The sequence below is a fragment of the Vibrio sp. Of7-15 genome, from assembly GCF_022347565.1.
Lineage (GTDB): Bacteria > Pseudomonadota > Gammaproteobacteria > Enterobacterales > Vibrionaceae > NORP241.
The window spans coordinates 72,650-95,045 of sequence record NZ_JAKRGH010000001.1 but is presented as its reverse complement, the minus strand read 5'-3'; the positions used below and the strand labels follow the sequence as shown (position 1 = coordinate 95,045).

Annotated in this window: 22 protein-coding genes; 5 read left to right on the top strand and 17 right to left on the bottom strand. The window is 41.4% G+C overall.

From position 1 onward, the window contains the following. Window positions 1-37 precede the first annotated feature (37 nt). The 3 genes from MHO82_RS00385 to MHO82_RS00375 form a co-directional block, all read right to left on the bottom strand. A complete protein-coding gene (locus tag MHO82_RS00385; protein WP_239181867.1) occupies window positions 38-1,294 on the bottom strand; it encodes an MFS transporter in 1,257 nt (418 codons plus the stop codon). Between the two features lie 210 nt (window positions 1,295-1,504). Continuing rightward, complete coding sequence (locus MHO82_RS00380) at window positions 1,505-2,713, bottom strand: NupC/NupG family nucleoside CNT transporter (RefSeq protein WP_239181866.1); 1,209 nt, start codon at window positions 2,711-2,713, stop codon at window positions 1,505-1,507. Window positions 2,714-3,081: 368 nt separating this feature from the next. Next, a complete protein-coding gene (locus MHO82_RS00375) occupies window positions 3,082-3,537 on the bottom strand; it encodes an Lrp/AsnC family transcriptional regulator (RefSeq protein ID WP_239181865.1) in 456 nt (151 codons plus the stop codon). Between the two features lie 141 nt (window positions 3,538-3,678). Here MHO82_RS00375 and MHO82_RS00370 point away from each other — a divergent pair, with 141 nt between their 5' ends. Further along, complete coding sequence (locus MHO82_RS00370) at window positions 3,679-4,614, top strand: DMT family transporter (RefSeq protein ID WP_239181864.1); 936 nt, start codon at window positions 3,679-3,681, stop codon at window positions 4,612-4,614. Window positions 4,615-4,678: 64 nt separating this feature from the next. On the opposite strand, the gene MHO82_RS00365 is transcribed toward MHO82_RS00370, so the two are convergent. The 10 genes from MHO82_RS00365 to cobU form a co-directional block, all read right to left on the bottom strand. Beyond that, the gene (locus tag MHO82_RS00365; RefSeq protein WP_239181863.1) at window positions 4,679-5,467 is read right to left on the bottom strand and encodes a GNAT family N-acetyltransferase; all 789 of its coding nucleotides are present in this window, start codon (window positions 5,465-5,467) and stop codon (window positions 4,679-4,681) included. 177 nt (window positions 5,468-5,644) lie between these two features. Further along, on the bottom strand, window positions 5,645-6,697 hold the full coding sequence (gene aroG, locus MHO82_RS00360) for a 3-deoxy-7-phosphoheptulonate synthase AroG (RefSeq protein WP_239181862.1): 1,053 nt from the start codon (window positions 6,695-6,697) through the stop codon (window positions 5,645-5,647). Window positions 6,698-6,962: 265 nt separating this feature from the next. After that, window positions 6,963-7,490, bottom strand: coding sequence for a hypothetical protein (locus MHO82_RS00355; protein WP_239181861.1), 528 nt, complete (start codon window positions 7,488-7,490; stop codon window positions 6,963-6,965). Between the two features lie 50 nt (window positions 7,491-7,540). Beyond that, window positions 7,541-8,275 (bottom strand): transporter substrate-binding domain-containing protein, encoded by a 735-nt coding sequence (locus tag MHO82_RS00350; protein WP_239181860.1) that lies wholly within the window; start codon window positions 8,273-8,275, stop codon window positions 7,541-7,543. A 204-nt stretch (window positions 8,276-8,479) separates the two neighbouring features. Further along, window positions 8,480-9,565: a molybdenum ABC transporter ATP-binding protein ModC gene (gene modC, locus MHO82_RS00345; protein WP_239181859.1), complete on the bottom strand. Its 1,086-nt coding sequence runs from the start codon at window positions 9,563-9,565 to the stop codon at window positions 8,480-8,482. A gap of 1 nt (window position 9,566) precedes the next feature. Next, window positions 9,567-10,256, bottom strand: a complete 690-nt coding sequence (gene modB / locus MHO82_RS00340) for a molybdate ABC transporter permease subunit (RefSeq protein ID WP_239181858.1) — start codon at window positions 10,254-10,256, stop codon at window positions 9,567-9,569. A gap of 20 nt (window positions 10,257-10,276) precedes the next feature. Continuing rightward, complete coding sequence (gene modA / locus MHO82_RS00335; RefSeq protein WP_239181857.1) at window positions 10,277-11,059, bottom strand: molybdate ABC transporter substrate-binding protein; 783 nt, start codon at window positions 11,057-11,059, stop codon at window positions 10,277-10,279. 104 nt (window positions 11,060-11,163) lie between these two features. After that, on the bottom strand, window positions 11,164-12,630 hold the full coding sequence (locus MHO82_RS00330; protein ID WP_239181856.1) for a cobyric acid synthase: 1,467 nt from the start codon (window positions 12,628-12,630) through the stop codon (window positions 11,164-11,166). Window positions 12,631-12,661: 31 nt separating this feature from the next. Continuing rightward, complete coding sequence (locus tag MHO82_RS00325) at window positions 12,662-13,285, bottom strand: histidine phosphatase family protein (protein ID WP_239181855.1); 624 nt, start codon at window positions 13,283-13,285, stop codon at window positions 12,662-12,664. Window positions 13,286-13,297: 12 nt separating this feature from the next. After that, window positions 13,298-13,837, bottom strand: a complete 540-nt coding sequence (gene cobU / locus MHO82_RS00320) for a bifunctional adenosylcobinamide kinase/adenosylcobinamide-phosphate guanylyltransferase (protein ID WP_239181854.1) — start codon at window positions 13,835-13,837, stop codon at window positions 13,298-13,300. A gap of 222 nt (window positions 13,838-14,059) precedes the next feature. On the opposite strand from cobU, the gene MHO82_RS00315 reads away from it, so the two are divergent. From MHO82_RS00315 to MHO82_RS00305, 3 genes are all read left to right on the top strand, one after another. Then, window positions 14,060-14,437 carry a NirD/YgiW/YdeI family stress tolerance protein gene (locus MHO82_RS00315; protein ID WP_239181853.1) on the top strand — a complete coding sequence of 126 codons (378 nt, stop codon included), beginning with the start codon at window positions 14,060-14,062 and terminating at the stop codon, window positions 14,435-14,437. A 193-nt stretch (window positions 14,438-14,630) separates the two neighbouring features. Then, the gene (locus tag MHO82_RS00310) at window positions 14,631-15,176 is read left to right on the top strand and encodes a hypothetical protein (protein ID WP_239181852.1); all 546 of its coding nucleotides are present in this window, start codon (window positions 14,631-14,633) and stop codon (window positions 15,174-15,176) included. A gap of 205 nt (window positions 15,177-15,381) precedes the next feature. Beyond that, the gene (locus tag MHO82_RS00305) at window positions 15,382-17,265 is read left to right on the top strand and encodes a methyl-accepting chemotaxis protein (RefSeq protein ID WP_239181851.1); all 1,884 of its coding nucleotides are present in this window, start codon (window positions 15,382-15,384) and stop codon (window positions 17,263-17,265) included. Between the two features lie 74 nt (window positions 17,266-17,339). Here the strand turns inward: MHO82_RS00305 and MHO82_RS00300 are convergent, their stop codons facing one another. Both MHO82_RS00300 and MHO82_RS00295 read right to left on the bottom strand, forming a co-directional pair. Further along, on the bottom strand, window positions 17,340-17,612 hold the full coding sequence (locus MHO82_RS00300; protein ID WP_239181850.1) for a PepSY domain-containing protein: 273 nt from the start codon (window positions 17,610-17,612) through the stop codon (window positions 17,340-17,342). Beyond that, window positions 17,613-18,725, bottom strand: coding sequence for an aminotransferase class I/II-fold pyridoxal phosphate-dependent enzyme (locus MHO82_RS00295; RefSeq protein WP_239181849.1), 1,113 nt, complete (start codon window positions 18,723-18,725; stop codon window positions 17,613-17,615). It lies immediately after the preceding gene. 216 nt (window positions 18,726-18,941) lie between these two features. Here MHO82_RS00295 and MHO82_RS00290 point away from each other — a divergent pair, with 216 nt between their 5' ends. Then, window positions 18,942-20,378 (top strand): lytic transglycosylase F, encoded by a 1,437-nt coding sequence (locus MHO82_RS00290; protein WP_239181848.1) that lies wholly within the window; start codon window positions 18,942-18,944, stop codon window positions 20,376-20,378. Window positions 20,379-20,435: 57 nt separating this feature from the next. On the opposite strand, the gene MHO82_RS00285 is transcribed toward MHO82_RS00290, so the two are convergent. Both MHO82_RS00285 and MHO82_RS00280 read right to left on the bottom strand, forming a co-directional pair. Continuing rightward, window positions 20,436-20,999 (bottom strand): ATP-dependent zinc protease, encoded by a 564-nt coding sequence (locus tag MHO82_RS00285; protein WP_239181847.1) that lies wholly within the window; start codon window positions 20,997-20,999, stop codon window positions 20,436-20,438. 32 nt (window positions 21,000-21,031) lie between these two features. Then, window positions 21,032-22,219, bottom strand: coding sequence for an amino acid aminotransferase (locus tag MHO82_RS00280; protein ID WP_239181846.1), 1,188 nt, complete (start codon window positions 22,217-22,219; stop codon window positions 21,032-21,034). Between the last annotated feature and the right edge of the window lie 177 nt (window positions 22,220-22,396).

The window sequence follows — 22,396 nt, the reverse complement described above, 5'->3', positions numbered from 1 at the left end:
GCAGACTCACTCATCTGCATTTATTGTTTTTCAGGGTCTATTTCGTATTTTTCTGGTTTTCTTTCTCAGCTATCGCATAAAGCGCAATCATCACAAGGCATGTGGCCAAACACAGCATAAACAAATGACTAGCACTGGCCATTTGAATCACTAACCCACCAATAAAAGGTGCCAAGGCAAAACCCAATGAATAAAAAGCAGCAGCACCAAAATAGCTGCCACGCAAATGATCAGGGGCAAGCTGATCGATTTGTACATTCAGTGTTGGAAAAGCAATCACTTCCCCTAAACTCAATAAGAAACACGCCAGTAACCAACCAATCGGCCAATCAATGGGAACCATAAAAAAACCAACCTGAGCACAAGCCATAAAGCTCATCCCAATTCGAGTCCGTGTATATAACGGGACGTGTTGCAATAAACGAAGTAACGGAAATTGAAATAAGATAATTGTGCACGTATTTACCATGATCAAAGCACTCACGAAGATCTCAGCATCTTCAATACCAGAACGCACGATGACTTGGGGAATCGATGACTCATATTGGCCATACACAAACATCATTAATATATTGGCAAATATGAGCTTAACGAAGACTTTATCTTTCATCACTGTCTTCACCGTTTGGCGAAAGTTGGTGACTTGCTGTTGTTGAACCGATCGTTGTTCAGGGTAAATACGAAAGCAATTCCAATATAAAAGCCCAAATAATAAATAGGTAACACCGGTGGCCATAAATAGCACTTGTGGGTGATCCAGCGCGAGCAACATACCAATCAATGGGCCGATTGCACCACCTAAATTCAATAAGAAATAGCGTATGTTATGGGCTAACTCTCTGTCTTTAACATCGGCTAAGTTATCACTGATTACTGCTTTACCTGGTGCTTCAATCATTGGTCTCATTAAGCCACACAGCATAATTAGAACAAAAAACTGCCACAACGATGTCGCATGCCCAATTCCTGAATAACTGCCAGCAGCCACTAAGCAACCAAATAAAATAACCCACTTACGCCCAAATTTATCCGATAAATAGCCAGAATATAAGCCAGCAATGGAACCTACAACGGCTGAGGCAGCTAACATACCACCAACCATAACTGCACTCGCTTGATAGTCTTGGTAAAGCAAAACAATTAAAAAAGGCCATGCCATAAAGTAACTGGTTCTAGCTACTAAAGTACCAAATAAAATAGTCCACACAGTGGGAGTAAAGCGTGATATCCGTTGCCATTGAAATAAAGAGTCGGATTGGGCATTGTTATCAGAAATTGAAGATTCGGTGCTCACATAGCCTCCCTGCCTGTGATGTGAAAATATAATGAATTACAGAATTATTAATACTAAACAGTATACATATATCACTTATAAATAAATTGGTTAAATATCCTAAAGTTAACTGAATTAACAAAGAATCCCCTAAACCGTGACAATAAAAAACGGCACTTTGCTATAAACAAAGTGCCGTTAATAAAGAATTACTTTTCAGTATGTTAGTAATTACAAGCTAACAAAAATACCCGCTAGAGCCGCACTCATTAAGTTTGCTAATGTCGCCGCCAGTACCGCACGGAAGCCGAGACTCGCCACATCACTACGACGCTCAGGCGCCATTACACCAATACTACCAATTTGAATCGCAATAGAGCCGATGTTAGCAAAGCCACATAACGCAAAAGTAATAATAATTTGGCTGTGTGCTGATAACTGCTCTTTAATTGAAACAAAATCTAAGAAAGCCACAAATTCATTTAAAATCAATTTCTGACCAATAAAGCCACCAGCTATCATCATCTCATCAGCAGGTACACCAATCATAAAGGCAATTGGAGAGAAAATATGACCTAGAATGCTTTGTAAAGTCAGGCCATCTAGGCTAACTAGGTTGCCCGCCATTTCTAAGCCGGCATTGACCATGGCAATCACACTCACAAACGCAATCAGCATCGTACCAATTGCCACCGCGACTTTCATACCATTCATTGCACCAGCAGCAAGAGCATCAATCATGTTACTGTGCTCACCAGTTGCCATTTCAATCTCTTGTTGATCAGCTACTTTACCTTGCTCTGGAACAAGCAATTTCGCCATCAATAAACTACCCGGAGCAGCCATAAAACTTGCTGCAATCAGGTATTTTAAATCCACACCTAAACCAGCATAACCACCCAGTACGCTACCAGCTACCGATGCCATGCCACCAGTCATTACCGCAAATAGCTCTGAACGTGTCATTTTAGGTAAGAATGGTTTAACCAGTAGTGGGGATTCGCCTTGACTTAAGAAGATGTTACCTGTGGCAACTAATGATTCGGCACGAGTTGTACCAAGAAGACGCTGAATAGCACCACCAATGATTTTGATAACCCATTGCATCACGCCAAGGTGGTATAACAAAGAAATTAATGCGCTGATGAAGATAACAAGAGGGAGGACACGAATAGCGAAGATAAAACCGGAGGTGGCTAAGTCGCCGAATAGAAATTTAATACCTTCATCGGCAAAGCCTAGAATGGAAGCAACACCACTGCTCAAAGCTCCTAGAAATTGCTGACCCGGTGGAATATACAACACTAAGGCAGCAAAACCGGCTTGCAAAAACAATGCTCCACCGACCGTACGCCAATTAATTGCTTTTCGATTTTCGGAAAAAGCGAGAGCACATAAGATAAGCACCAAAATACCAGCCAAGCTAATAAACAACTGCATTACATGATCCTAATTAAGGTCATCAGTGTTACTGTTTGCTGCGGCTGAGCTAAAGGGTTTAGGCCCTTTACAGGGGGACTACAATAAGGAAGGTCTGAATACGAATATTCAGAAAATTGGATTGTATTATCCGCCCACACACACAACATGGAAGTCACCTTTGATAACAAGCTAAAAGTCGTGCCGGTCCAACTCCGTGGGTCGTTCACAGTTCCATGGTGACAGCTTGTAAGGTGGCTAAACGTAATTGTTCTGGCCGGGCGCAGAGTATATAGAGATCCGTATCACAAAAACAAGTATATTCTGTATAAATTGTAAAATTAGAGTAAAAAGTCTATTATTTGCTCAACTTATATAGGGATTTGTTGCTATTCACCAAATGGCAAAGGTGAATGAGTTTTCACAGAGCGAATCGCCAAATTAGTATTAATGTCTTTTACCATAGGTAACGTCTGTAATTTACGTATAAACTGTTCATAATTAACTAAGTCTTGGCTTACCACCTCCAACAAGTAATCATGCGCTCCCGAGACAATATGGCAGCTAATCACTTCCCTCATTTCAAGGACAGCTTGTTCAAACTCGCCAATCACATCTTCTTGATGATGGCTCAAGCGAACATTAACAAAAACCGTCATACCCAAATTCAATTTTTGTCTGTCTAAATTGGCTTGATAACCAATAATAACCTGCTCTGACTCCAAACGCTTTAAACGCCGAGCACATGGAGAAGGAGATAATCCCACTTGCTCTGCTATTTCTGCGGTTGTTAACCGACCATCTTGTTGTAACAATTTCAAAATATGACGATCTATTCTATCCATGCAAGAATCCATCAAAAAAAAGGGAGAAATAAGCGCTAACCACTAAAACTGACTATTTTGTAAGTTAAGTTTGCCAAGAAACACCCTGCCATATTAGGTCATAATTTGTAAATAAATAGTTATTATTGTTTAGGAAATAACATGGCTACCATTCCAGCATTACCTAGCTCAGATAAAGGAGTCAATCTTGGCTACCCAGCCGTTTTCGTAACGCTTTTGGTCTGGGTTGGCTTTTTCATTTCTTTACGCGCCGGGGCCAAATCGGTATTAACCATTGCTGACATTGCTCAAATTCGTTTCACCCTACCTGCCATATTCTTTAGTTACATTGTGTTTAAGCAGAGAAAGAAAATTATCCAAGTGCCCAAGAGATACCTCATTGGCATCATTTGCGGCTCCGGGTTACCGTTTTTTTATTTAGGTGCCACTGGCATGCAATACGCCCCTGTTGCTCATGGTAGTACACTTATTCCTGGTACTTTGCCCCTATTTGTGACGGGGATCGCCGTCTTAGTTTTTAAAGAGCCTCTCTCTCGCTCCCGAAAATTAGGCTTAAGTGCCATCGGTGTCGGTATTCTTATCCTGCTGTCATCGGCGTTAATGTCTTTCGATATACAGCTATTCAAAGGCCACCTCTATTTTCTGTCTGCCAGTTTATTGTGGGCTATTTTTACAATTTCAATGCGCATGTCGGGGCTGAATGCCTTTGAAGGCGCAGGCGTTTCCGCATTCGGTTCTTTACTTTTGCTCGGGCCATATTTACTACTAAGTGGAGATCAATTTCATTTCCATATCGCACCTGCCAACGAACTCCTCTTTCAATTTATCGTTCAAGGTGTGTGCGTGGGGCTTATTGCTGGCTTTAGTTATGGCTTTGCTATTTCACGACTAGGAGCAGAAATGACAGCAGCATTTGGCTCATTTACTCCAGTATTAGCGGGGCTCGTTGCTATACCTGTATTTGGAGAGTGGCTGAACTTATCATCAATCTTTGGCATGCTTTTTATTACTTTGGGCACCTTACTGGCGAGCGAAGTATTTAGAAAAACAGATAACAACAAAAACGTCATTGGCTAAATATGGCATTAACACAAGGCGGACGCAGATCCGCCAGTGTTTTTAACAATAATTTAAACTCAGGCTAGCAATGTCTCATTTCATAAGGGCGTGTATAAGTTATGAATTCAAAGCCAAACTGTTCAACAATTGGCCTACTCATTGGAGAGGCATCAATCGTTAAGTAGCGTATTCCACGCCTTTTTGCTTCTCTTGCTCTCGCCGCCAATAAGGATCGATACAGCCCTTTACCGCGATATGCTTCAAGAGTAGAGCCTGCCCATAACCCAGAAAAAGGGCTGTCACCATTGAAATTAATCCAAGCGGAACACGCTGGAACATCACCGTAATAGGCAATATAAACCGCTAAGGATTTCGGCTGTTCGCGCATTTGCTGAGCCAACTGTTTAGCATGTTCAGAACGATCCTGATTCCATACCTGTTCTTGCACGCCAAAAGCCACGTTTAATCGTTCAGGATCTCTCACTCTTTCAATACGGATATGCTTGGGCTTCTTATACAAGTTTTCTGACGCCGAATCTAAATCCAGCACCATAAAGGCTTCATCTTCACCTGGTTCAAAACCAGCATCCATTAAATAACGACCGAGTGTCGATGGCTTATCGGTATCAAAAACCTTCCACTCAAAGTTTTTGCCTTCTTTTTTATAAGCATCAACCTGACTTTGAATAATCTCTGCTAAATCATCATCATTCGAGAAATTATGATAAGTAATAAAATTTGCGTCTTTTGTATTACTGACATAGCGAGTTACGCCACACGTTAATTTCGCTTCAAAACCTTTCATATGGCATTGTTTACGTTCGTAGTAATTATAAAGCTCGAACATTTCTTGTCTTTGCTGTAAATCCATTTTGATTCCTAACCGCTTTTTATACCAAACACAATAATTGATGCTCATACATCACAAACCGTCAATTACTTGGCTTATATAAGAATAGCAAAAAGCCGCACCCTCTTCAGAATGCGGCTTTCAAGATTAGATCAATTTAGACAAATACGTCACATAATAGCAACAAGTATTTATTTTTTATGCGTTACGACGGGCAGTTACGGCATCAGCTAACTTGCGAAGTACTTTTTCAGTATCATCCCAACCAATACAGGCATCAGTAATACTTTGGCCATACGTTTCCACTTTACCATCGACAAGATCTTGACGGCCTTCCACTAAATGGCTTTCAATCATAACACCAAAAATGCTGTTATCGCCTTTCGCCATTTGTCCGCTCACATCTTCTGCAACCACTAATTGACGTTGAAACTGCTTACTGCTGTTCGCGTGGCTAAAGTCAATCATCACTTTTTGTGGCAAGCCAGACGCAGCCAATTGTTTATTAATGTCAGCCACGTGCTCGGCGCTGTAGTTTGGCTCTTTACCACCACGAAGAATAATATGGCAATCAGGATTACCAGCCGTTTCAATGATCGCAGAGTGTCCGTACTTAGTTACTGATAAGAAGTGATGAGAAGACTCAGCAGAGCGAATTGCGTCCGTCGCGATTTTAATATTACCATCGGTTCCATTTTTGAACCCCACTGGACAAGATAAGCCTGAAGACAATTCACGGTGTACCTGAGATTCAGTAGTACGTGCACCAATCGCGCCCCAACTAATCAGATCAGCCATATACTGTGGTGTGATCATATCTAAGAATTCACTCGCCGTAGGCATACCCATATCTGTTAAATCCAACAATAATTTACGCCCCATACGCAAACCATCATTCAATTTAAAACTGTCATCTAAATACGGGTCATTAATCAGGCCTTTCCAACCAACGGTTGTACGAGGCTTTTCAAAGTAAACACGCATCACAACTTCTAAACGATCGCCTAACTCTTCGCGTAATACTTTTAATCGCTTACCGTATTCGATAGCTGCTTCAGGATCGTGAATAGAACAAGGGCCAATGATCACCAGCAGACGGTCATCGTTACCTTTTAGAATATTATGAATCGCTTTACGTGCTTCATAGACTGTTGTTGAAGCAGATTCAGTGGCTGGAAATTTTTCTAATACGGCTACAGGCGGTAATAACTCTTTTACTTTATTAATTCTGACATCGTCGGTTTGATACATGCTTTTTTCTTCCTAATAACTATATTATGCACTTCATATGTGGTGCACTTATTCCCCATCTGCTTTTAACTTATCGCCTTAATTCCCCTTGTGCAACGACTAAATCACATAAAATTAGCGTTTTAGTACAATTTCATTCTTCAACGATAAAATAGAGCAGAAATCACCCACACAACAAAATGCATAATAAAAAGAAATAAAAAAGCTAATACACTGATAAATAATCAAATAAATTAAAAACATTGAGAATTTTAATATTTTATTCTTATTTATCACTTTTATTTTTGAGCAAGAACCAACCAACGAAAACAGTAATAAAAGCCATGATGAGTACCAAGATTAAGATTTCAAACCGCATTTTTTCTATGGATTGCTGTAAATTTTCTCCGAAGAGGTATGTTTCTATATGGATAGACAAGGTACCAACAAACACCATATCTCCTAGATGGTTATAGTTTAATTTTAATTCGATGATATTATCAGCGTCCACTTGCCGACCCTCCCCAACCTCATAAACCAATTCACCATGAGTATCTAATAGCGACAAGTAAGAAATATTACTGTTTAAAAACTCATGTTTGAGATCCATTTTGAGAAACTCATAAGCATAATTCCACAGCTTCGGAGGCAACGTATTAGAAAGGCGTTTTTCTGTGGCTTCTATCTGTTGCTGATAGCTATCTTTTGCTTCTTGCTCAATCGCATTCAACTGATAAACGCTATAACCAATTACACAAAGCCACTGTGCCAGTACTAAAAAGATCATCGTTTGTAGTGCCCGACTCTTTACCATTGGCAAATTCCTTGATTTTCTCTATTATTCAAAAATATTTTTATAAATAACTATTTAAGATTCTTTTTAATAATCTTCTCGGTTAATCCAATTTCCGTAATATGATCCACAGCATTTTGGAGTTGCCTCACTAATCTTGTGTCTACATCTTTGCTTAGTGCAAAATAAAGTTCGCTTCTCTCCAACACATGCAGAATTTCATAATCGTTTGGATCACCTCCCATCTGCTTAATGATCCACAAAGCCACATTTTTTTCATAAGCCCATACGTCAATACGACCTGAAATTAATTGCCGGGCAACCTGATCAGGTTGGCTTGAAAACTGTAAATTGACAGAACCAAATTTCTGACTGACTAATAGCTCACCAATGTCTGAACGCACGACTCCAACTGAGTAGTTCCGAAGTAAATTTTCTTCGTCAAACTTCACTCTACCTTTCTTGGCAATCAAGACAATTTCAGTTGGAGAAATCGGTCCAACCCACTGAAATAAATCTTCACGAGCGACAGTTCGAGTCATGGAAAATAGAACCACATTCGGCCCTCTAAGCACTGCTTCATAGCCTCTAACCCATGGATAACTCCTTACTTTTACAGGTTGGAGGCCAAAATTTTTTAAGGCCTGATCCAGAACATCAATGGAGATCCCCTTCAGTTGATTATGTTCAGTGTAATTGTATGGGGGGTATTCTTCGGTCATAAAGACAAGATCGCGAAGCTGCTGAGCCATTACGTGAGTCAGCGAGAAAAAGAAAAGCAAAAACACCAAACCTACTTTGAGCATCACAACCTCCATAACCAACATCACTGAAAGTACGTAATTTTGAACAAGCAGAAAATTAATAGGTTTGTATAAGTGTTAACCCTAGTAAGGTTTATAGCAAATATTCAACAGGGATAGCATTCATCGTAAAACGACGGGAAAGAGAAAACAGTAAGAGAAAGCCAAAGATAGGAGAAACCGATGGCTTTTGTAAGAAGGTCAAAGCTACATCATCGCCAAATCAGACTGGGTTACACTTACCCCTTTAATTTGTGCAAAAACAGACTCTCCAACCGAAATGTTAAGCTCATCAAAAGCCCAAAAAGTAATGTTTGCCCATAATATACAACGGCCTATTTGCAGTTGAACCGCTACGATATCTTGCTCTTGGTCATGCTCAATTTTCGACACTGTAGCAGGCAATATATTACGAATAGAGCTTTGGCTTGGCCAAACTTTTACTAAAGAGACATCGTTGGCCCGAATACGCACACGGACCCTCTCTTGAGGCAGGGCTGCCAGCTTCTTCACCCACACACCCACATCAGGAGCGAGCTTAATACACGACATTGCATACTGTTCATGATGGTGACACAACTGCCCTTCTAATAAAGCACTCTGATCGGTAATAGGCAGCCAAGGTCGCATAAGAGGTGAACTCCATACCTCATCAATAGGCCCTGAGAGTTCTGCTTTTCCTCGATTCAGCAACACCATACTGTCAGCCAAACGTAAGATCTCATCAAGGCTATGGGTCACATACAGAATAGGTAACTCAATCTCTTTTGCTAGACGCTCTAAATAAGGCATAACCTCACGCTTTCTAGGCAGATCCAACGACGCGAGAGGCTCATCCATAAGGAGTAAATCTGGGGATGACAATAAAGCACGACCAATAGCAACGCGTTGTTTTTCCCCTCCTGATAAACTGACGGGATAACGCTGCAAAAGGGGCTCTATGTCTAAAAGTGTTATCACATCCTGAAACATCGCAGGACGTTTACCACCACAACCATAAAGTAAGTTCCCTTCAACTTTATAGTGAGGGAACAACCTAGCATCTTGAAATACATAGCCAATATTGCGCTTTTCTGGGGATAAATTTATTTTACTGTCCGAGTCAAACAAAACCCGTTGGCCTAAGCGTATCACACCAGAATCCGGGCTAGTTAAGCCACTTAGCGTATTCACAAGAGATGTTTTTCCTGATCCTGATCGACCAAAAACAGCCGTTATCCCTTTTAAGGGCACATTCAGCTGAACATCCAGAGCAAGTGAGCCAAGCTTTTGTTTTACGTTCACTTCCAGCACACTATTTCTCCAAACGTTTTTTACTATAACGAGCTAGCCACTCAGAAGCGAGTAATGACATCAGCGCAACCACAATAGAAATTACACATAATCGCGCCGCTTCTAACTCTGCACCTGGCGTTTCAATATAACTGAACATTGCTAAAGGCAAAGTTCGGGTTTCCCCTGCAATATTCGACACAAAACTAATGGTGGCACCAAACTCCCCTAAGCTCCTAGCAAACGCCAGTACTGTCCCCGCCAAAACACCTGGTAAAGTAAGTGGTAAAGTAATGGTAAAAAAAACTTTTAAGGGAGAAGCTCCCAGCGTTCTTGCGGCTTGCTCTAATTTAGTATCAACCCCTTCAAGGGCTAACCGAATAGCACGTACCATTAGAGGTAATGCCACAACAGCAGATGCTAGGGCAGCTCCTTTCCAGTTAAAACTAAAAGAAATGTCAAAGTGTTGATACAACCACTTACCAATCACGCCTTGTCGACCCATCATCATCAACAGTAAATAGCCAATAACGACTGGTGGCAACACCAAAGGTAAATGAATCACACTGTCTAAAACCGATTTACCAGGGAACTGACGACGAGCCAAAACCCAAGCCAGAAAAACGCCAATAGGTAAGGAGAAGCTTACTGACACCGCAGCAATTTTTAAGCTCAATAGCAGAGCTTCGATTTCATAATCCGTCAGTAACATGCTTATTGATAGCTCAAGAATCAATGGGAAAGGGTTTTAAAACCGTATTGCTGAAACACGGCCTGCGCAGAGTCCGAACGTAAATAATTATAAAAGGACAACACTTCCGGGCGTGCTTTGTTTTTAATAATGGCCATAGGGTACTGAATCTCATCATGACTCGATGCTGGCAGCTCGGCCACAATGTCTACATACTTCGATAACATACCGTCCGTCTTATAAACAATACCTAATGGTGCTTCACCGCGCTCAACTAACACCAACGCCGATCTAACGTTATTGGCTGCCGCAATATGCTCCTTTACCGTTTCCCACACACCTAAATTTCCTAGCGCTTGCTGCGCATAAATACCAGCAGGAACATGAGCCGGATCAGCCAAAGCAAGCTTGCTGTCTTCAAGGTAATCAGCCAACGGCCACGAAGAAGAGGGGAACGCCGGAGTTTGACGATCAGAAGGAGCAATCACCACGAGGCTATTGGCTAAAAGACTCGCTTTGGTTTTCGGTTCCAGTACTTGTTGCTGATCGAGATACATCATCCACTTAGTATTGGCAGACAGATAAATATCCGCAGGCGCGCCATTATTGATCTGACGAGCCAGTGCAGAAGAGCCAGCAAAGGTATTTCGAATACGGGTTCCAGTCTGGCGCTCAAACTGCTTACTGATCTCATTCAATGCATTGGTTAAAGAGGAAGCAGCAAATACATTGACCTTGGCCATCACTGAAGGAGCACTCAACAATAAAGTGGCAAACAACAATGCTTTGTTACGCTTTACAAAGCCAAGGCTCTTATTTTTCATAGTATTTCTCTGGAAATTAAAGGCATCATAATAATGTAAGTACAGCCAAAATGAATTGACAAACGTCACCTAATGATTGAAATATTAATAGTATTTTTAGTGATTTATTTTATGTAATCCGGCCAAAGTAATGACAAATCTAAACTTTCTTCAATCGCATCCGCAATCTGATCAATGCCCTTCTCCTTAATCGCTTCAAAATCGACTGATTTCACTTTATGTGCCCCTGCCCACTGTAAAATCGCTTCACACGCAGACGGCTCATCAAAAATACCATGTAGGTAACTACCAAATACATTATTCTCTAGCCCCATCGCACCATCAGGAACTTCACCTAACTGAACTGGCGGCACTGAGTCTGAAAGCAGCTTAGTCACCCCCGCATGAATTTCATAACCAGAGACACTAACACATTTTTGATTCGGTAAGGTGAGAGTACCTTCCACTTGTCGCAACTGCTTTTCTGGCTCTAATACAGTGGTAATGGGCAAGTAATTTAAGCCCTCAGAACCACCAGCTTTCCCCTCAATGCCTAAAGGATCATCAATAAACTGCCCCAGCATTTGGTAGCCACCACAAATTCCCATGACTTTACCGCCTAAACGCAGATGACGTTGTATTTCTTTATCCCAACCTTGTTCACGTAAGTATGCTAAATCAGCACGTACCGATTTTGTACCCGGTAAAATAATCAGATCAGCCCCTTGTAACGATTCCCCTTTCCCTACATAACGCAGGTCAATGCTTGGGTTTAAGCGCAGTGGGTCAAAATCCGTATGATTACTAATGCGAGTCAGTATAGGTACGGCCACTTTAAATGTAGAATCACTTAACGTTTGCTCAGACGTAATAGCATCTTCCGCTTCTAGCATTAAGCCATGCACATAAGGAATCACACCAATAACTGGCTTACCCGTTTTTTCTTCAAGCCAATCTAGCCCAGGTTTAAGAATGCTAATATCACCACGGAATCGATTAATCACAAAACCTTTTACACGTGCTTGCTCAGACTCAGACAACAAAGCTAATGTGCCATATAAGTGAGCAAAAACGCCGCCACGATCAATGTCTGCCACAATAATGACAGGTACATCAGCTTTTTCCGCAAAACCCATATTGGCAATATCATGCTCACGCAGATTAATTTCAGCAGGACTGCCCGCACCTTCAATCATCACCGCGTCATAATCTGACAACAAGGACTGAAAAGACTCGATAACAGGTGCCATCACTGTTTTTTTATAGCCGTGATAACCCCATGCATCCATGTTATCTAACGCTTTCCCCTGCACGATCACTTGCGCGCCAGTGTCACTATTCGGTTTAAGTAATACCGGATTCATGTGAACTGTAGGAGCAATACCGCACGCTTGAGCTTGCACAGCTTGGGCGCGTCCTATTTCACCGCCATCTTTTGTCACCGCACTATTGAGTGCCATGTTCTGTGGTTTAAAAGGGGCAACCTTAATCCCTTTTCGGGCCAAAACTCGGCATAAGCCTGCCACCAGCACACTTTTTCCAGCATCCGAAGTGGTGCCTTGTACCATTAACGCTTGTTGTGGGGATTTCATTTCGATTCCAATTTTATTTATTTCTATGGTGTTACGTGTTTTGTGACGTAATGGAGTGAATACGAGGCCACTGCCCTCCCTCACTATCTTGATACACAGACACTGTAATGGTCGCCGCATAAGACAGATTGAAGATATTCAGATAATGGTTATCTTTGTTCATCTGGGTTAACTGTCGAAGTAATTGCTTCATTACACCACCATGAGTCACGACCAATACACTCTGCCCTTCATACTCGACCAGCAAACGCTGCCAAACATCAGCAATACGAGCATCAAAGTCATCCACGGTTTCGCCGTTTAAAGGGGCGTTTTGCCACGGTTCGCGCCAAAATTGCTCCATCTGTTGTGGATTTGATTGCCACAAGGTTTTGATCTCTTGTCCATCCCAGTCACCAAAATCCATTTCTTGCCAATCAGGTTCAATGGCAAACGAAAGGTCATTGAGTGTGGAGAACTCTTTCGCAAAATCCGAGCAACGGGATAAAGGCGAGCTCACTACTCCAGAAAGGTTTTGTAGATCTTTGACAGCTTGATGCATCTGCGCCAAGCCTTGCTCTGTAATAGCGAAATCCGTTTTACCACGCAAACATGCTTCGCCTTCAGGGCGACCGTGTCGCAGTAACGTAATGTGTGTTGTCGTACCTTTTTCCATGACAGTACTGCCTTATACTTTTCCTTTTAAGACTTGCGGCAAACCCGCTACCACAAACACCACGTTATCTGCTATTTGCGCCACTTCTTGATGCAGCCAGCCTGAGTGATCCACAAATTGGCGAGATAATTTGCCAAGTGGCACAATACCCTGCCCGACTTCATTGCTGACTAATATTACGGTGCCTTTGCACTTCTGCAACTGTTGTAAAAACTTCTTCTTTTCCGTTAGCCAAAACTGCTCAGGATCCTCGACCTGCGCGCACAAACAGTTTGTTACCCACAGCGTTAAGCAATCAACGAGCAAACACTGTCCTTTGGCATCATGCTCAGCTAACACACCCGCGAGATCAATCGGCTCTTCCACTAAGCCCCACTCTGACGGACGCTGCTGTTGATGATGCTGGATACGTGTCGCCATTTCTCCATCTCCAGCCTGCCCTGTTGCAATGTATTTCACAGGCAATTGAGAGTGCTTTGCCACATTCTCTGCAAAACGACTCTTACCCGAGCGCGCACCACCTAAAACAAACTCAACGTGTTTAAAAGACATACGATTCATCCCAGAATCAATTTAAAAATCGATAGCGGCTTAATTTACCGATAAAAATTAAAAAAAACAGCCAATATGAACGAATTCTGAATATCAGCCTCAGCACCGATTCAAAGTCAGTGGTGTTTAATAGCGACATCATCACAAAGCAATAACGCTTTACACAGAACATATGACGAACGAGCACTAAACTCGAACTGCAAAAACACAAAGGAATTCATCATGGCTAAGAAAACAATCATCACACTTGCTGCTGCACTTATCATGGCTCCAACTCTAGCACTTGCAGGCGATCACCATGATCAAAAACACGCGCAATTTAACTACACCGGACCGGTAGAGACCACAACAGTAGAGACACTCTTACAAAATAATGGCATGTTTTCAGAGCAAGACGCCGTTGTAGAGGGCTTTTTAATTAGACAAGTAAAACACGATACTTACCTGTTTTCTGACAACACAGGCGAAATCCAAATTGAATTAGATGACGACATTAACGTACCACAGAACATCGATGCGAGCACAAAAGTACGCCTGTTCGGTGAGTACGAGGGAGGTAAAACACCTGAAATAGAAGTAGATCGCTTACAGGTATTATAAGCCTGATCAATATTGACTCCACTTGCATTTTCTTTTGGCCTGCTTTTTGCAGGTCTTTTTTTATTGGCCATATCTTGCCGCAATAAGTAGCCACAACAGCATAAATTTTTATATAAAACAAAATGGTTACACTGGGTTAAGATGTTATTATTCAGCACTAAATGCATTATTATTACGGATGATCGGAGTCTCGATGCGTATTAAACCACAACAGAAATTATCGTCTTTACTTTTGGGATTAGCTCTTCTTACTCCATTATCAGCACAAGCAAATAATTTTGGTTATAACTTTTTTGAAGCTCGTATTGGCACCAGTCCTGGTACATTTGGCGCTCAAGGTAGCATGATTTTTACTGAAAACTCTCACTTTGTAGCCAAAATTGACAGTGAATTTGATGGTGACTGGGATATCGCGGGTGGTATTGGTTTTAATGGTCCTGTGAACCAATTTGCTGACATCTACGGCCAAATTTTATTGCACAACATCAAAGATGAAAGTAGCCACAAAATCGGTGACACCACCATGACAGAAGTGAATTTTGGCTTTCGTACTTGGTTACTACAACAAATAGAAGTTGGTGCGCAATACGGCCAACTATTCGATAGCGATAAATCAAAGGATATTGGTGGAATCCATATGCGTTTCCATTCAACCGATCAAATGTCCGTTGGCTTGGATATCCGTTTTAACGGTGTTTATGGCGGCCAAATGATAATGAGCGCCCGCTTTAATTACTAATCACTTTTAATACGTGCCCCACCCTTTTGTGGCTGGGGCAGCTTTTCTCATCCTGCTTTCCTACTTTTCCTCTTTTCTTATTAATATCTCCATCAAATATAATACCCGCATGTCATTCGCATAAATTACACCCGCCTATTTGGTATGATATACTTATTAACCAATTTGGTAATGAGTCTTTTCGTCATGTTGAGGAGTAATAATCATGAAGCTCAATTTATCCATCAAAAATAAATTAACCCTGGCGTTTGTCATCGTGATTCTCTTAATGACAGCTCTGCAAACGTGGTTAACGGGAAAACAACTATTAACAGAAACCTATCGCTCCGTTAATCAATTTTCGACGACATTAACTTCTTCAAGTGTGGCGGGTATCGAAAAATGGATTGAAAGTCGAATCAATATTGTGAATTCAGCTAAAGATGCCTTTAAATACACTGATAACCCAACTCACTATTTCACTCAGTCGACTAACTCAGGAAAGTTTGAAATTGTCTACGCAGGTTTAAGTGATGGTCGCTTTTTACAAGGTATTGATGTAGACACTCCACAAGGGTATGACCCAAGATTACGCGACTGGTACAAAAATGCCATGAACCACGGTTCAACAATCCTAACAAGCCCTTATAAAGATGCCTCTTCTGGTGAATTGGTTGTCACGATTGCTTCCCCTTTTCGTAGCAACGGCCACAGTGGTGTCATCGGTGCTGATGTCAGCATCAATGCCATTGTGCAAGACATTATTAATATTCAACAGCCCGACGTTTTTGCGGTATTAGTTGATGGACAAGGCAATTTTGTTGCCCACAAAAACATGCAATTAACACAAAGGCCATCCACTACTATTTCATCTGAATTTACACTTAACCGTATTCAAGAGCTGGCTCAGCAAAACACACAAACGGAAATGATGATCGATGGAATACTCTCTTTTGTAGACGTAAAGCAAGTGCCTCATACTAACTGGTATTTTGCTGTCATTGTCGACAAAGATCAGTCCTTTGCTTACGTACACTCCGTACTGCGAGATTCAACACTGATTGCCCTATTACAAATTGCCGTGATTGCCGCACTGGCACTTATTCTGATCAAAAAAGCACTTTCCCCTCTCAAAACACTACAAGATGCAATGGAAGATTTGTCCAAAGGAAATGGAGATTTAACCCAGCGTATTCATGTGGAAAGTAAAGACGAAATTGGCGCATTAGCCACACAAGTCAATGCCTTTATTTCTAAATTACAAGAAATGGTCAAAGACATCGCAGGCTCATCAACACAATTAAACACTCAATCAAAAATCAGTACAAAGCTTGCTCGCCAAACCAATGATGGCCTTTCACTGCAACTTGGAGAAATTTCACAAATAGCAGCAGCCGTTCATGAAATGTCAGCCACGGCCCAAGAAGTGGCCAATAATGCCCAGCAAACCGCAGATGCAGCCATGACCTCATCAGATAACTGTCAGCAAGGCAAAGATGTCATTTTACGTAACCAGCAATCCATTACCGATTTAGCCTGCCAAGTTCAAGATGCCTCTGGGATCATTCAAGAGCTAGAAAAAAACGCCCAAGATATCAATGCTATTTTATCCACCATCCGCGATATCGCCGAACAAACAAATCTATTGGCACTAAATGCAGCCATTGAAGCTGCCCGAGCAGGAGAACAAGGTCGTGGTTTTGCCGTGGTTGCGGATGAAGTTCGTGTCCTATCTCAGCGTACTCATAATTCCACAGACGAAATCCGAAATATGATCGAAACCTTGCAACGTAACAGCGCCAATGCGGTTCACACTATGCAAGAAAGTCAGACTTTTGCACAATCAAGTGTAGAAGATGCCAATAATGCTACTGCAGCTTTAGAAGAGATCGCCGCTTCTATTAGGCAAATATCTGATATGGCAACGCAAATCTCCAGTGCCGCAGCCGAGCAACGCATGGTAACAGAGGAGGTCAGTAAAAATATTCAAGCAGTTAATGATGTCTCTGATCAAATGTCTCATGAAGCCGAAAACTCACAACAATTATCAGAACACCTAAGAAGCATTGCAAAGCAGCTGAATCAGCAAGTAAATTTATTTAAGCACTAACACAAAAAAGCCAGCACACGCTGGCTTTTCTTTAGTCGCTCGAGATTGATTACTCTTATGTATCCTGAACGAGGTTAATCCAATTCAACTTCAAGGATAGCACCAGTGACTAAATCAAGCTCAATATCCACTTTTTGACCTTGACTGTTCTTAGCCTCAATTTCAATGGCGTCATGCTCAAATTCAATTTTTCTTACCTGATGGAAGCCATTCATTTCTAAAATAGACATGACTTCCTGAATTTGGATCTGGGCTTGGCGTTCAACTTCTTCTGCATTAAGAGAAAAAGCCGATAATAGAAAGGCTAAAACAGCAATGGCACTTCCCCATTTATTTCTCATTTTCATTTATTCGTAACTCATGACAGAAAGGATGCCCAAGGCACCAATAATGGCATCCATTTTATCTTTCAATTCTTGCTCTGTACAACTGACATTAATTGCGATGCCATCGGCTTGCTCAGCAGCATAAACTAAGTGAGAAATATACAGTACATCTTGTCCAAATTGCTGCTCTAAAATCTCTGTTAATTTGCTTAAATCCACCGACAATGCCGATAAATCAAGCCATACCATATAACCACTTGGTGGCACCCGGTACGCTAGCTCTGGGTACGTTTGATTAATTCTATCCGCAACATATTTATGCTGACTACGTAATTGAGACAAAGTACTTTGAAGCCATGTACTTTCTTGCCCGTAAGCATGAATATGACTGTATACACCTAAGGTTTCTGGAAAATGAAAACCATAAATAAGATCCAAGTCAGACTGAAAAGCACGTTTTACATTGTAATCAGCAATAGCAACATACGCTTCTGGTATGGAAGTAAAGCATGCAGCTTGAGAAGGTGAGCCAACTACAGCCCAGAATGGATTATCCGCCACATAAGCCCATGATTCAAAATCAGAAAAAGACAAATCAGAGCCAGTTTCATCACTGATCACCCATACTCGGTGCTTACAACACAACTCAGATAATAAAGAAAGCTCTTCGTGCGTCCATAAATGCCCCGTAGGAAGATGAGGCTGGCTTAATAACAACACCTTAGTTTCAGCAAGCGCCAATTGCTCTTCTAGCGCTTTCCAATCAATCACCACATTTTCTTCATGAAAGTTAATCGCAAAATTGGTCACAACCCGCCCGGTACTGACTAAAGCCGCTTCTACTTCATGCAAATGACTACTCAGCGTTAATACATGGCTGTCTTCACTCGACGTTAGCTTAACTAACTGTTGAATTACATATAGATAAGAAGGTGCAAAGCACACCGTTTCTGGTGGAATTTGACCATCAAACCACTGACTGATTGTCTGTTGGTAGGTATCAAACAGTTCCTTTCCCGTCCCCCATTGTTTCGTCAGCCAAGCTGTCTGCACAGACTCTTTAGATAATTCACTATTCAAGGTAACTTGCTGTAATTCAGGGCCACTCTTTGCATCTTTCACATTAACTTTCATTTCCCCTCCACAGCCTAAAGAAAATATCTAATGACGACTTATAGATTAAGTTTACGCCAATCTGATAAGTTTTCCTTTTTTATGTCACTGTTTTAAAAGAAACATTAAAAAAAATTAATTAATCTTCCCGATCATTTATTAGGTTTAAGTCAGACTTAAATAAAAAACTGTGGTATTACTTAATTATTGTTAACATACTGATTACAAGGCGAGTAAATGGATTTACTACGTGCAATCACTTTTATTTTAATGTTTGGCTCTACCCACGCATGGTCGCTTGAGTTATCACCTCTACATAAAGCCCCTTACTTAGGGGACCTAGATGACCTAAAAGAAAAACAGGTACTTCGAGTGTTGGTTGCCGCTGATCTCGGTTTCTACTACATCAAAGATGGCGAGCCCAAAGGCATCATCGCCGAGTTACTTCAGCATTTTGAAAATCATTTAAAAAAGAACAAACAACCGCTTAAAATTCAAATCATTCCCGTTGAACGTGACCAACTCCTTGGCGCACTTGAAGCGGGCTTTGGTGACATGTCGGTTGCTAATCTGACCATTACCCCACAACGGTTAAAATCCGTTGATTTCAGCCAACCAGTAATCAAGAATATTATGGAGTATGTGGTCACACACATTAATCGTTCTGAGATCAAAACCTTGGCTGACTTTTCTGGTAAAGAGGTTTGGGTTCGCCCAAGTTCAAGTTACTTTGAAAGCTTACAAAACCTCAACAAAACACTGTCAGAGCAGGGCTTAGCTCCTATTCAAGTCAACTTCATTGAAGAAACACTACAAGATTATGAGTTACTTGAAATGGTAAACAGACAAATCATTCCCGCCACTGTGATTGATAGCCATAAAGCTGACTTTTGGCTGAAAGTCATGCCTGATCTTCTAGTACACAGAGGGGCCCCCATCCGTAGTGGCGGCGAAATCGCTTGGAGCTTGAGAAAAAACAGCCCACAACTCAAACAATTGGTTAATGATTATATCCACACCATCAAACAAGGCACTTTACTGGGCAATATTATTTATAAAAAATACCTCAAAAATACGAGTTGGTTAAAAACAGCCATTAGCCCAGAAAAAGTAGACCGCTTTGAGCAACTTTCACCAGTGTTTAATCAATATGCCAATAAATACCAATTTGATTGGTTAATGATTTCTGCGCAAGCTTTCCAAGAATCTCGTTTTGACAATAGCAGTATTTCTTCTAAAGGCGCTGTAGGCATTATGCAGGTGTTGCCTACAACGGCTAAAGAGCCTTACGTCAACATTCCGAATATTTATAAACTAGAAAATAACGTTCATGCTGGCGTGAGATACCTAAGATTTATTCTGGACCGTTATTTCACAGATGAAGAGATCAGCATCGATAATCGAATGTATTTTGCTCTCGCGGCCTATAACGCAGGCCCTGCAAAAATTAGAAAGATGCGCAGATTAGCCAAAGAGTACGGCTACGATGACAAGATCTGGTTTAACAATGTGGAAATGATGGCTAGAAAATACATCAGCCGTGAACCAGTGAATTATGTCAATAACATCAGTCGCTACTACGTAATTTACAAGCAAATTTCACAACTGCATCAGATGAGAAAAGAAAGAAACGCAAAAAACCTAACCACTAATCACGATATTTTTCCGGAATAAAAATACATCGCTTTACTGCGCACTATCTTGTGGTGCAGTAAAGCGACTTTTAGCTAATTACTTCTTCGGCTGAACGAAACGCTTACTGACATCCACAATGGCTACATCGCGAAAGAAGCTACGTCCAAGTAGGACGCCAAATTTCAGATGAGAACGATCCGTCAAAGTAAACTCAGTTTGCTGCTTTAACTCACCAATTTGAATCCAAGCCTCGATAACAGGGCGTCTGTCATACCCTTCTGTACTTGATTGCGTAATTCTGACCCAACGAGATACCGGTGCTTGCATCTCTTTGGTTTCACGATCATTATGAGCAAGCTTAAACTTCACCCAATCTTGCCCATCTCGTTCAAAAGGGACAATATCGACGGCACTTATTGATGACGTTGTTGCGCCCGTATCGACCCGGGCCTCCACACTCATGGAAATGGCATCAACATAAACCCACTCTTTTTCTCCCAAGATCAACTTACCATCAGCAGTTTTAAACTCAGTGGACACTGGCTTTTCAACAGCAGATGATGAAGGATTGGTTGTCTCTTCTTTATCATTGGTTGTCGATGGCATATTAATACAACCTGCTAACAAAAGAGGCAGAGATAAAAAAGCATATTTTTTCATTGAGTGTCCTAACTGAATCTAGTACAAATGATTTAGGTTCTTGATACACTGGCAATGGCTTGAGCAACATAATCAATTTTTTGCTCTTGCAAGCCAGCAATATTGATTCGACCATCACCCACCGCATAAATTCCATAATCAGTACCTAATGTTGCCATTTGTGCTGGAGACAGCCCCGTTACAGTAAACATACCTTTATGTTGATTAATGAAATCAAAATCATCACTATCGGTATGTTGTTGCAATGCTGCCGTAAGCTGAGTACGTAAAGACACCAAACGCGACTGCATTTCCACCAATTCCGATTTCCATGTCGCGGTAAGATCTGGCGTAGTCAAAATTCGCCCAACCAAAGCCGCACCGTGATCTGGTGGCATAGTGTAAGTAGTACGAGCCAGTTGCAATAACTTCCCTTTCGCATTTACCGCATGGTTATGATCTTGACCGACCACGATTGCCGCCCCCGTGCGCTCGCGATATAGACCAAAGTTCTTAGAACACGATGTGGCAATGAACATTTCACCAACATGATCCGCCATGTAACGCATACCAGCAGCGTCTTGCTCTAAGCCGTCACCAAAACCTTGGTAGGCAATATCCACAAAAGGCAAGAAACCATTCTTTAATACCAATTCAGTAATGGCTTTCCAGTGCTCAAATGACAAGTCAGCACCAGTCGGGTTATGGCAACAACCATGCAGAATAACCACATCTTTTGGACCCGCTTGTGAAAGATCAGACAGCATTTTTTCACCGTCAACCTGCTTTGTCACTGGGCAGAAGTAGTTGTAATAGCGAACCTTAAGGCCCGCCGCTTCCATAACTGGTTTATGGTTAACATAGCTTGGATTACTGATCCAAACAGTGGTATCAGGCTGAGCCACTTTCATCAAGTCACCCAACATACGCAATGCCCCACTCGCGCCTGGCGTTTGTACCGCAGAAACACGGCCATAAGCAGAAGTGCCTTTTAGCAGCAGATCAACCATGCTTTTATTGAATATTTCGCAGCCCGCAAGGCCAACATAGGCTTTGGTCTTTTGCTCTGAGACAATTTGTGTTTGTGCCTGTTGCACCGCTTTCATAATCGGTGTTTCACCATCACTGTTGCGGTACACACCAATTCCAAGATCAACCTTGTTTTCGCGAGTATCTTCACGATAAGCAATAGACAAAGATAAAATCGGATCTTGCTCTGGCGTTGGCAGATTCTTCAGCATGAAAATAACGTCCTTTTATATTGTTATTAAAATAGAGTACAGCCCAGCTTGACTCTAAATGAACACATGTATGTTCATTGAAACTAGCAAACATCATTTTCAAAAACAATAAATTAAGAAGTTATGGTACGAAAGGGGATAAGATTGTTGTCAGTATATGTATACAAAACAGTAAAA

What these genes read in the sequence shown, in the direction of transcription:
- MHO82_RS00380 (WP_239181866.1), bottom strand. Translation starts at nt 2,713, where the DNA reads ATGCAGTTGTTTATTAGCTTGGCTGGTATTTTGGTGCTTATCTTATGT.
- MHO82_RS00375 (WP_239181865.1), bottom strand. Translation starts at nt 3,537, where the DNA reads ATGGATAGAATAGATCGTCATATTTTGAAATTGTTACAACAAGATGGT.
- MHO82_RS00370 (WP_239181864.1), top strand. Translation starts at nt 3,679, where the DNA reads ATGGCTACCATTCCAGCATTACCTAGCTCAGATAAAGGAGTCAATCTT.
- MHO82_RS00365 (WP_239181863.1), bottom strand. Translation starts at nt 5,467, where the DNA reads ATGGATTTACAGCAAAGACAAGAAATGTTCGAGCTTTATAATTACTAC.
- aroG (WP_239181862.1), bottom strand. Translation starts at nt 6,697, where the DNA reads ATGTATCAAACCGACGATGTCAGAATTAATAAAGTAAAAGAGTTATTA.
- MHO82_RS00355 (WP_239181861.1), bottom strand. Translation starts at nt 7,490, where the DNA reads ATGGTAAAGAGTCGGGCACTACAAACGATGATCTTTTTAGTACTGGCA.
- MHO82_RS00350 (WP_239181860.1), bottom strand. Translation starts at nt 8,275, where the DNA reads ATGCTCAAAGTAGGTTTGGTGTTTTTGCTTTTCTTTTTCTCGCTGACT.
- modB (WP_239181858.1), bottom strand. Translation starts at nt 10,256, where the DNA reads ATGTTACTGACGGATTATGAAATCGAAGCTCTGCTATTGAGCTTAAAA.
- modA (WP_239181857.1), bottom strand. Translation starts at nt 11,059, where the DNA reads ATGAAAAATAAGAGCCTTGGCTTTGTAAAGCGTAACAAAGCATTGTTG.
- MHO82_RS00330 (WP_239181856.1), bottom strand. Translation starts at nt 12,630, where the DNA reads ATGAAATCCCCACAACAAGCGTTAATGGTACAAGGCACCACTTCGGAT.
- MHO82_RS00325 (WP_239181855.1), bottom strand. Translation starts at nt 13,285, where the DNA reads ATGGAAAAAGGTACGACAACACACATTACGTTACTGCGACACGGTCGC.
- cobU (WP_239181854.1), bottom strand. Translation starts at nt 13,837, where the DNA reads ATGTCTTTTAAACACGTTGAGTTTGTTTTAGGTGGTGCGCGCTCGGGT.
- MHO82_RS00315 (WP_239181853.1), top strand. Translation starts at nt 14,060, where the DNA reads ATGGCTAAGAAAACAATCATCACACTTGCTGCTGCACTTATCATGGCT.
- MHO82_RS00310 (WP_239181852.1), top strand. Translation starts at nt 14,631, where the DNA reads ATGCGTATTAAACCACAACAGAAATTATCGTCTTTACTTTTGGGATTA.
- MHO82_RS00305 (WP_239181851.1), top strand. Translation starts at nt 15,382, where the DNA reads ATGAAGCTCAATTTATCCATCAAAAATAAATTAACCCTGGCGTTTGTC.
- MHO82_RS00300 (WP_239181850.1), bottom strand. Translation starts at nt 17,612, where the DNA reads ATGAAAATGAGAAATAAATGGGGAAGTGCCATTGCTGTTTTAGCCTTT.
- MHO82_RS00295 (WP_239181849.1), bottom strand. Translation starts at nt 18,725, where the DNA reads ATGAAAGTTAATGTGAAAGATGCAAAGAGTGGCCCTGAATTACAGCAA.
- MHO82_RS00290 (WP_239181848.1), top strand. Translation starts at nt 18,942, where the DNA reads ATGGATTTACTACGTGCAATCACTTTTATTTTAATGTTTGGCTCTACC.
- MHO82_RS00285 (WP_239181847.1), bottom strand. Translation starts at nt 20,999, where the DNA reads ATGAAAAAATATGCTTTTTTATCTCTGCCTCTTTTGTTAGCAGGTTGT.
- MHO82_RS00280 (WP_239181846.1), bottom strand. Translation starts at nt 22,219, where the DNA reads ATGCTGAAGAATCTGCCAACGCCAGAGCAAGATCCGATTTTATCTTTG.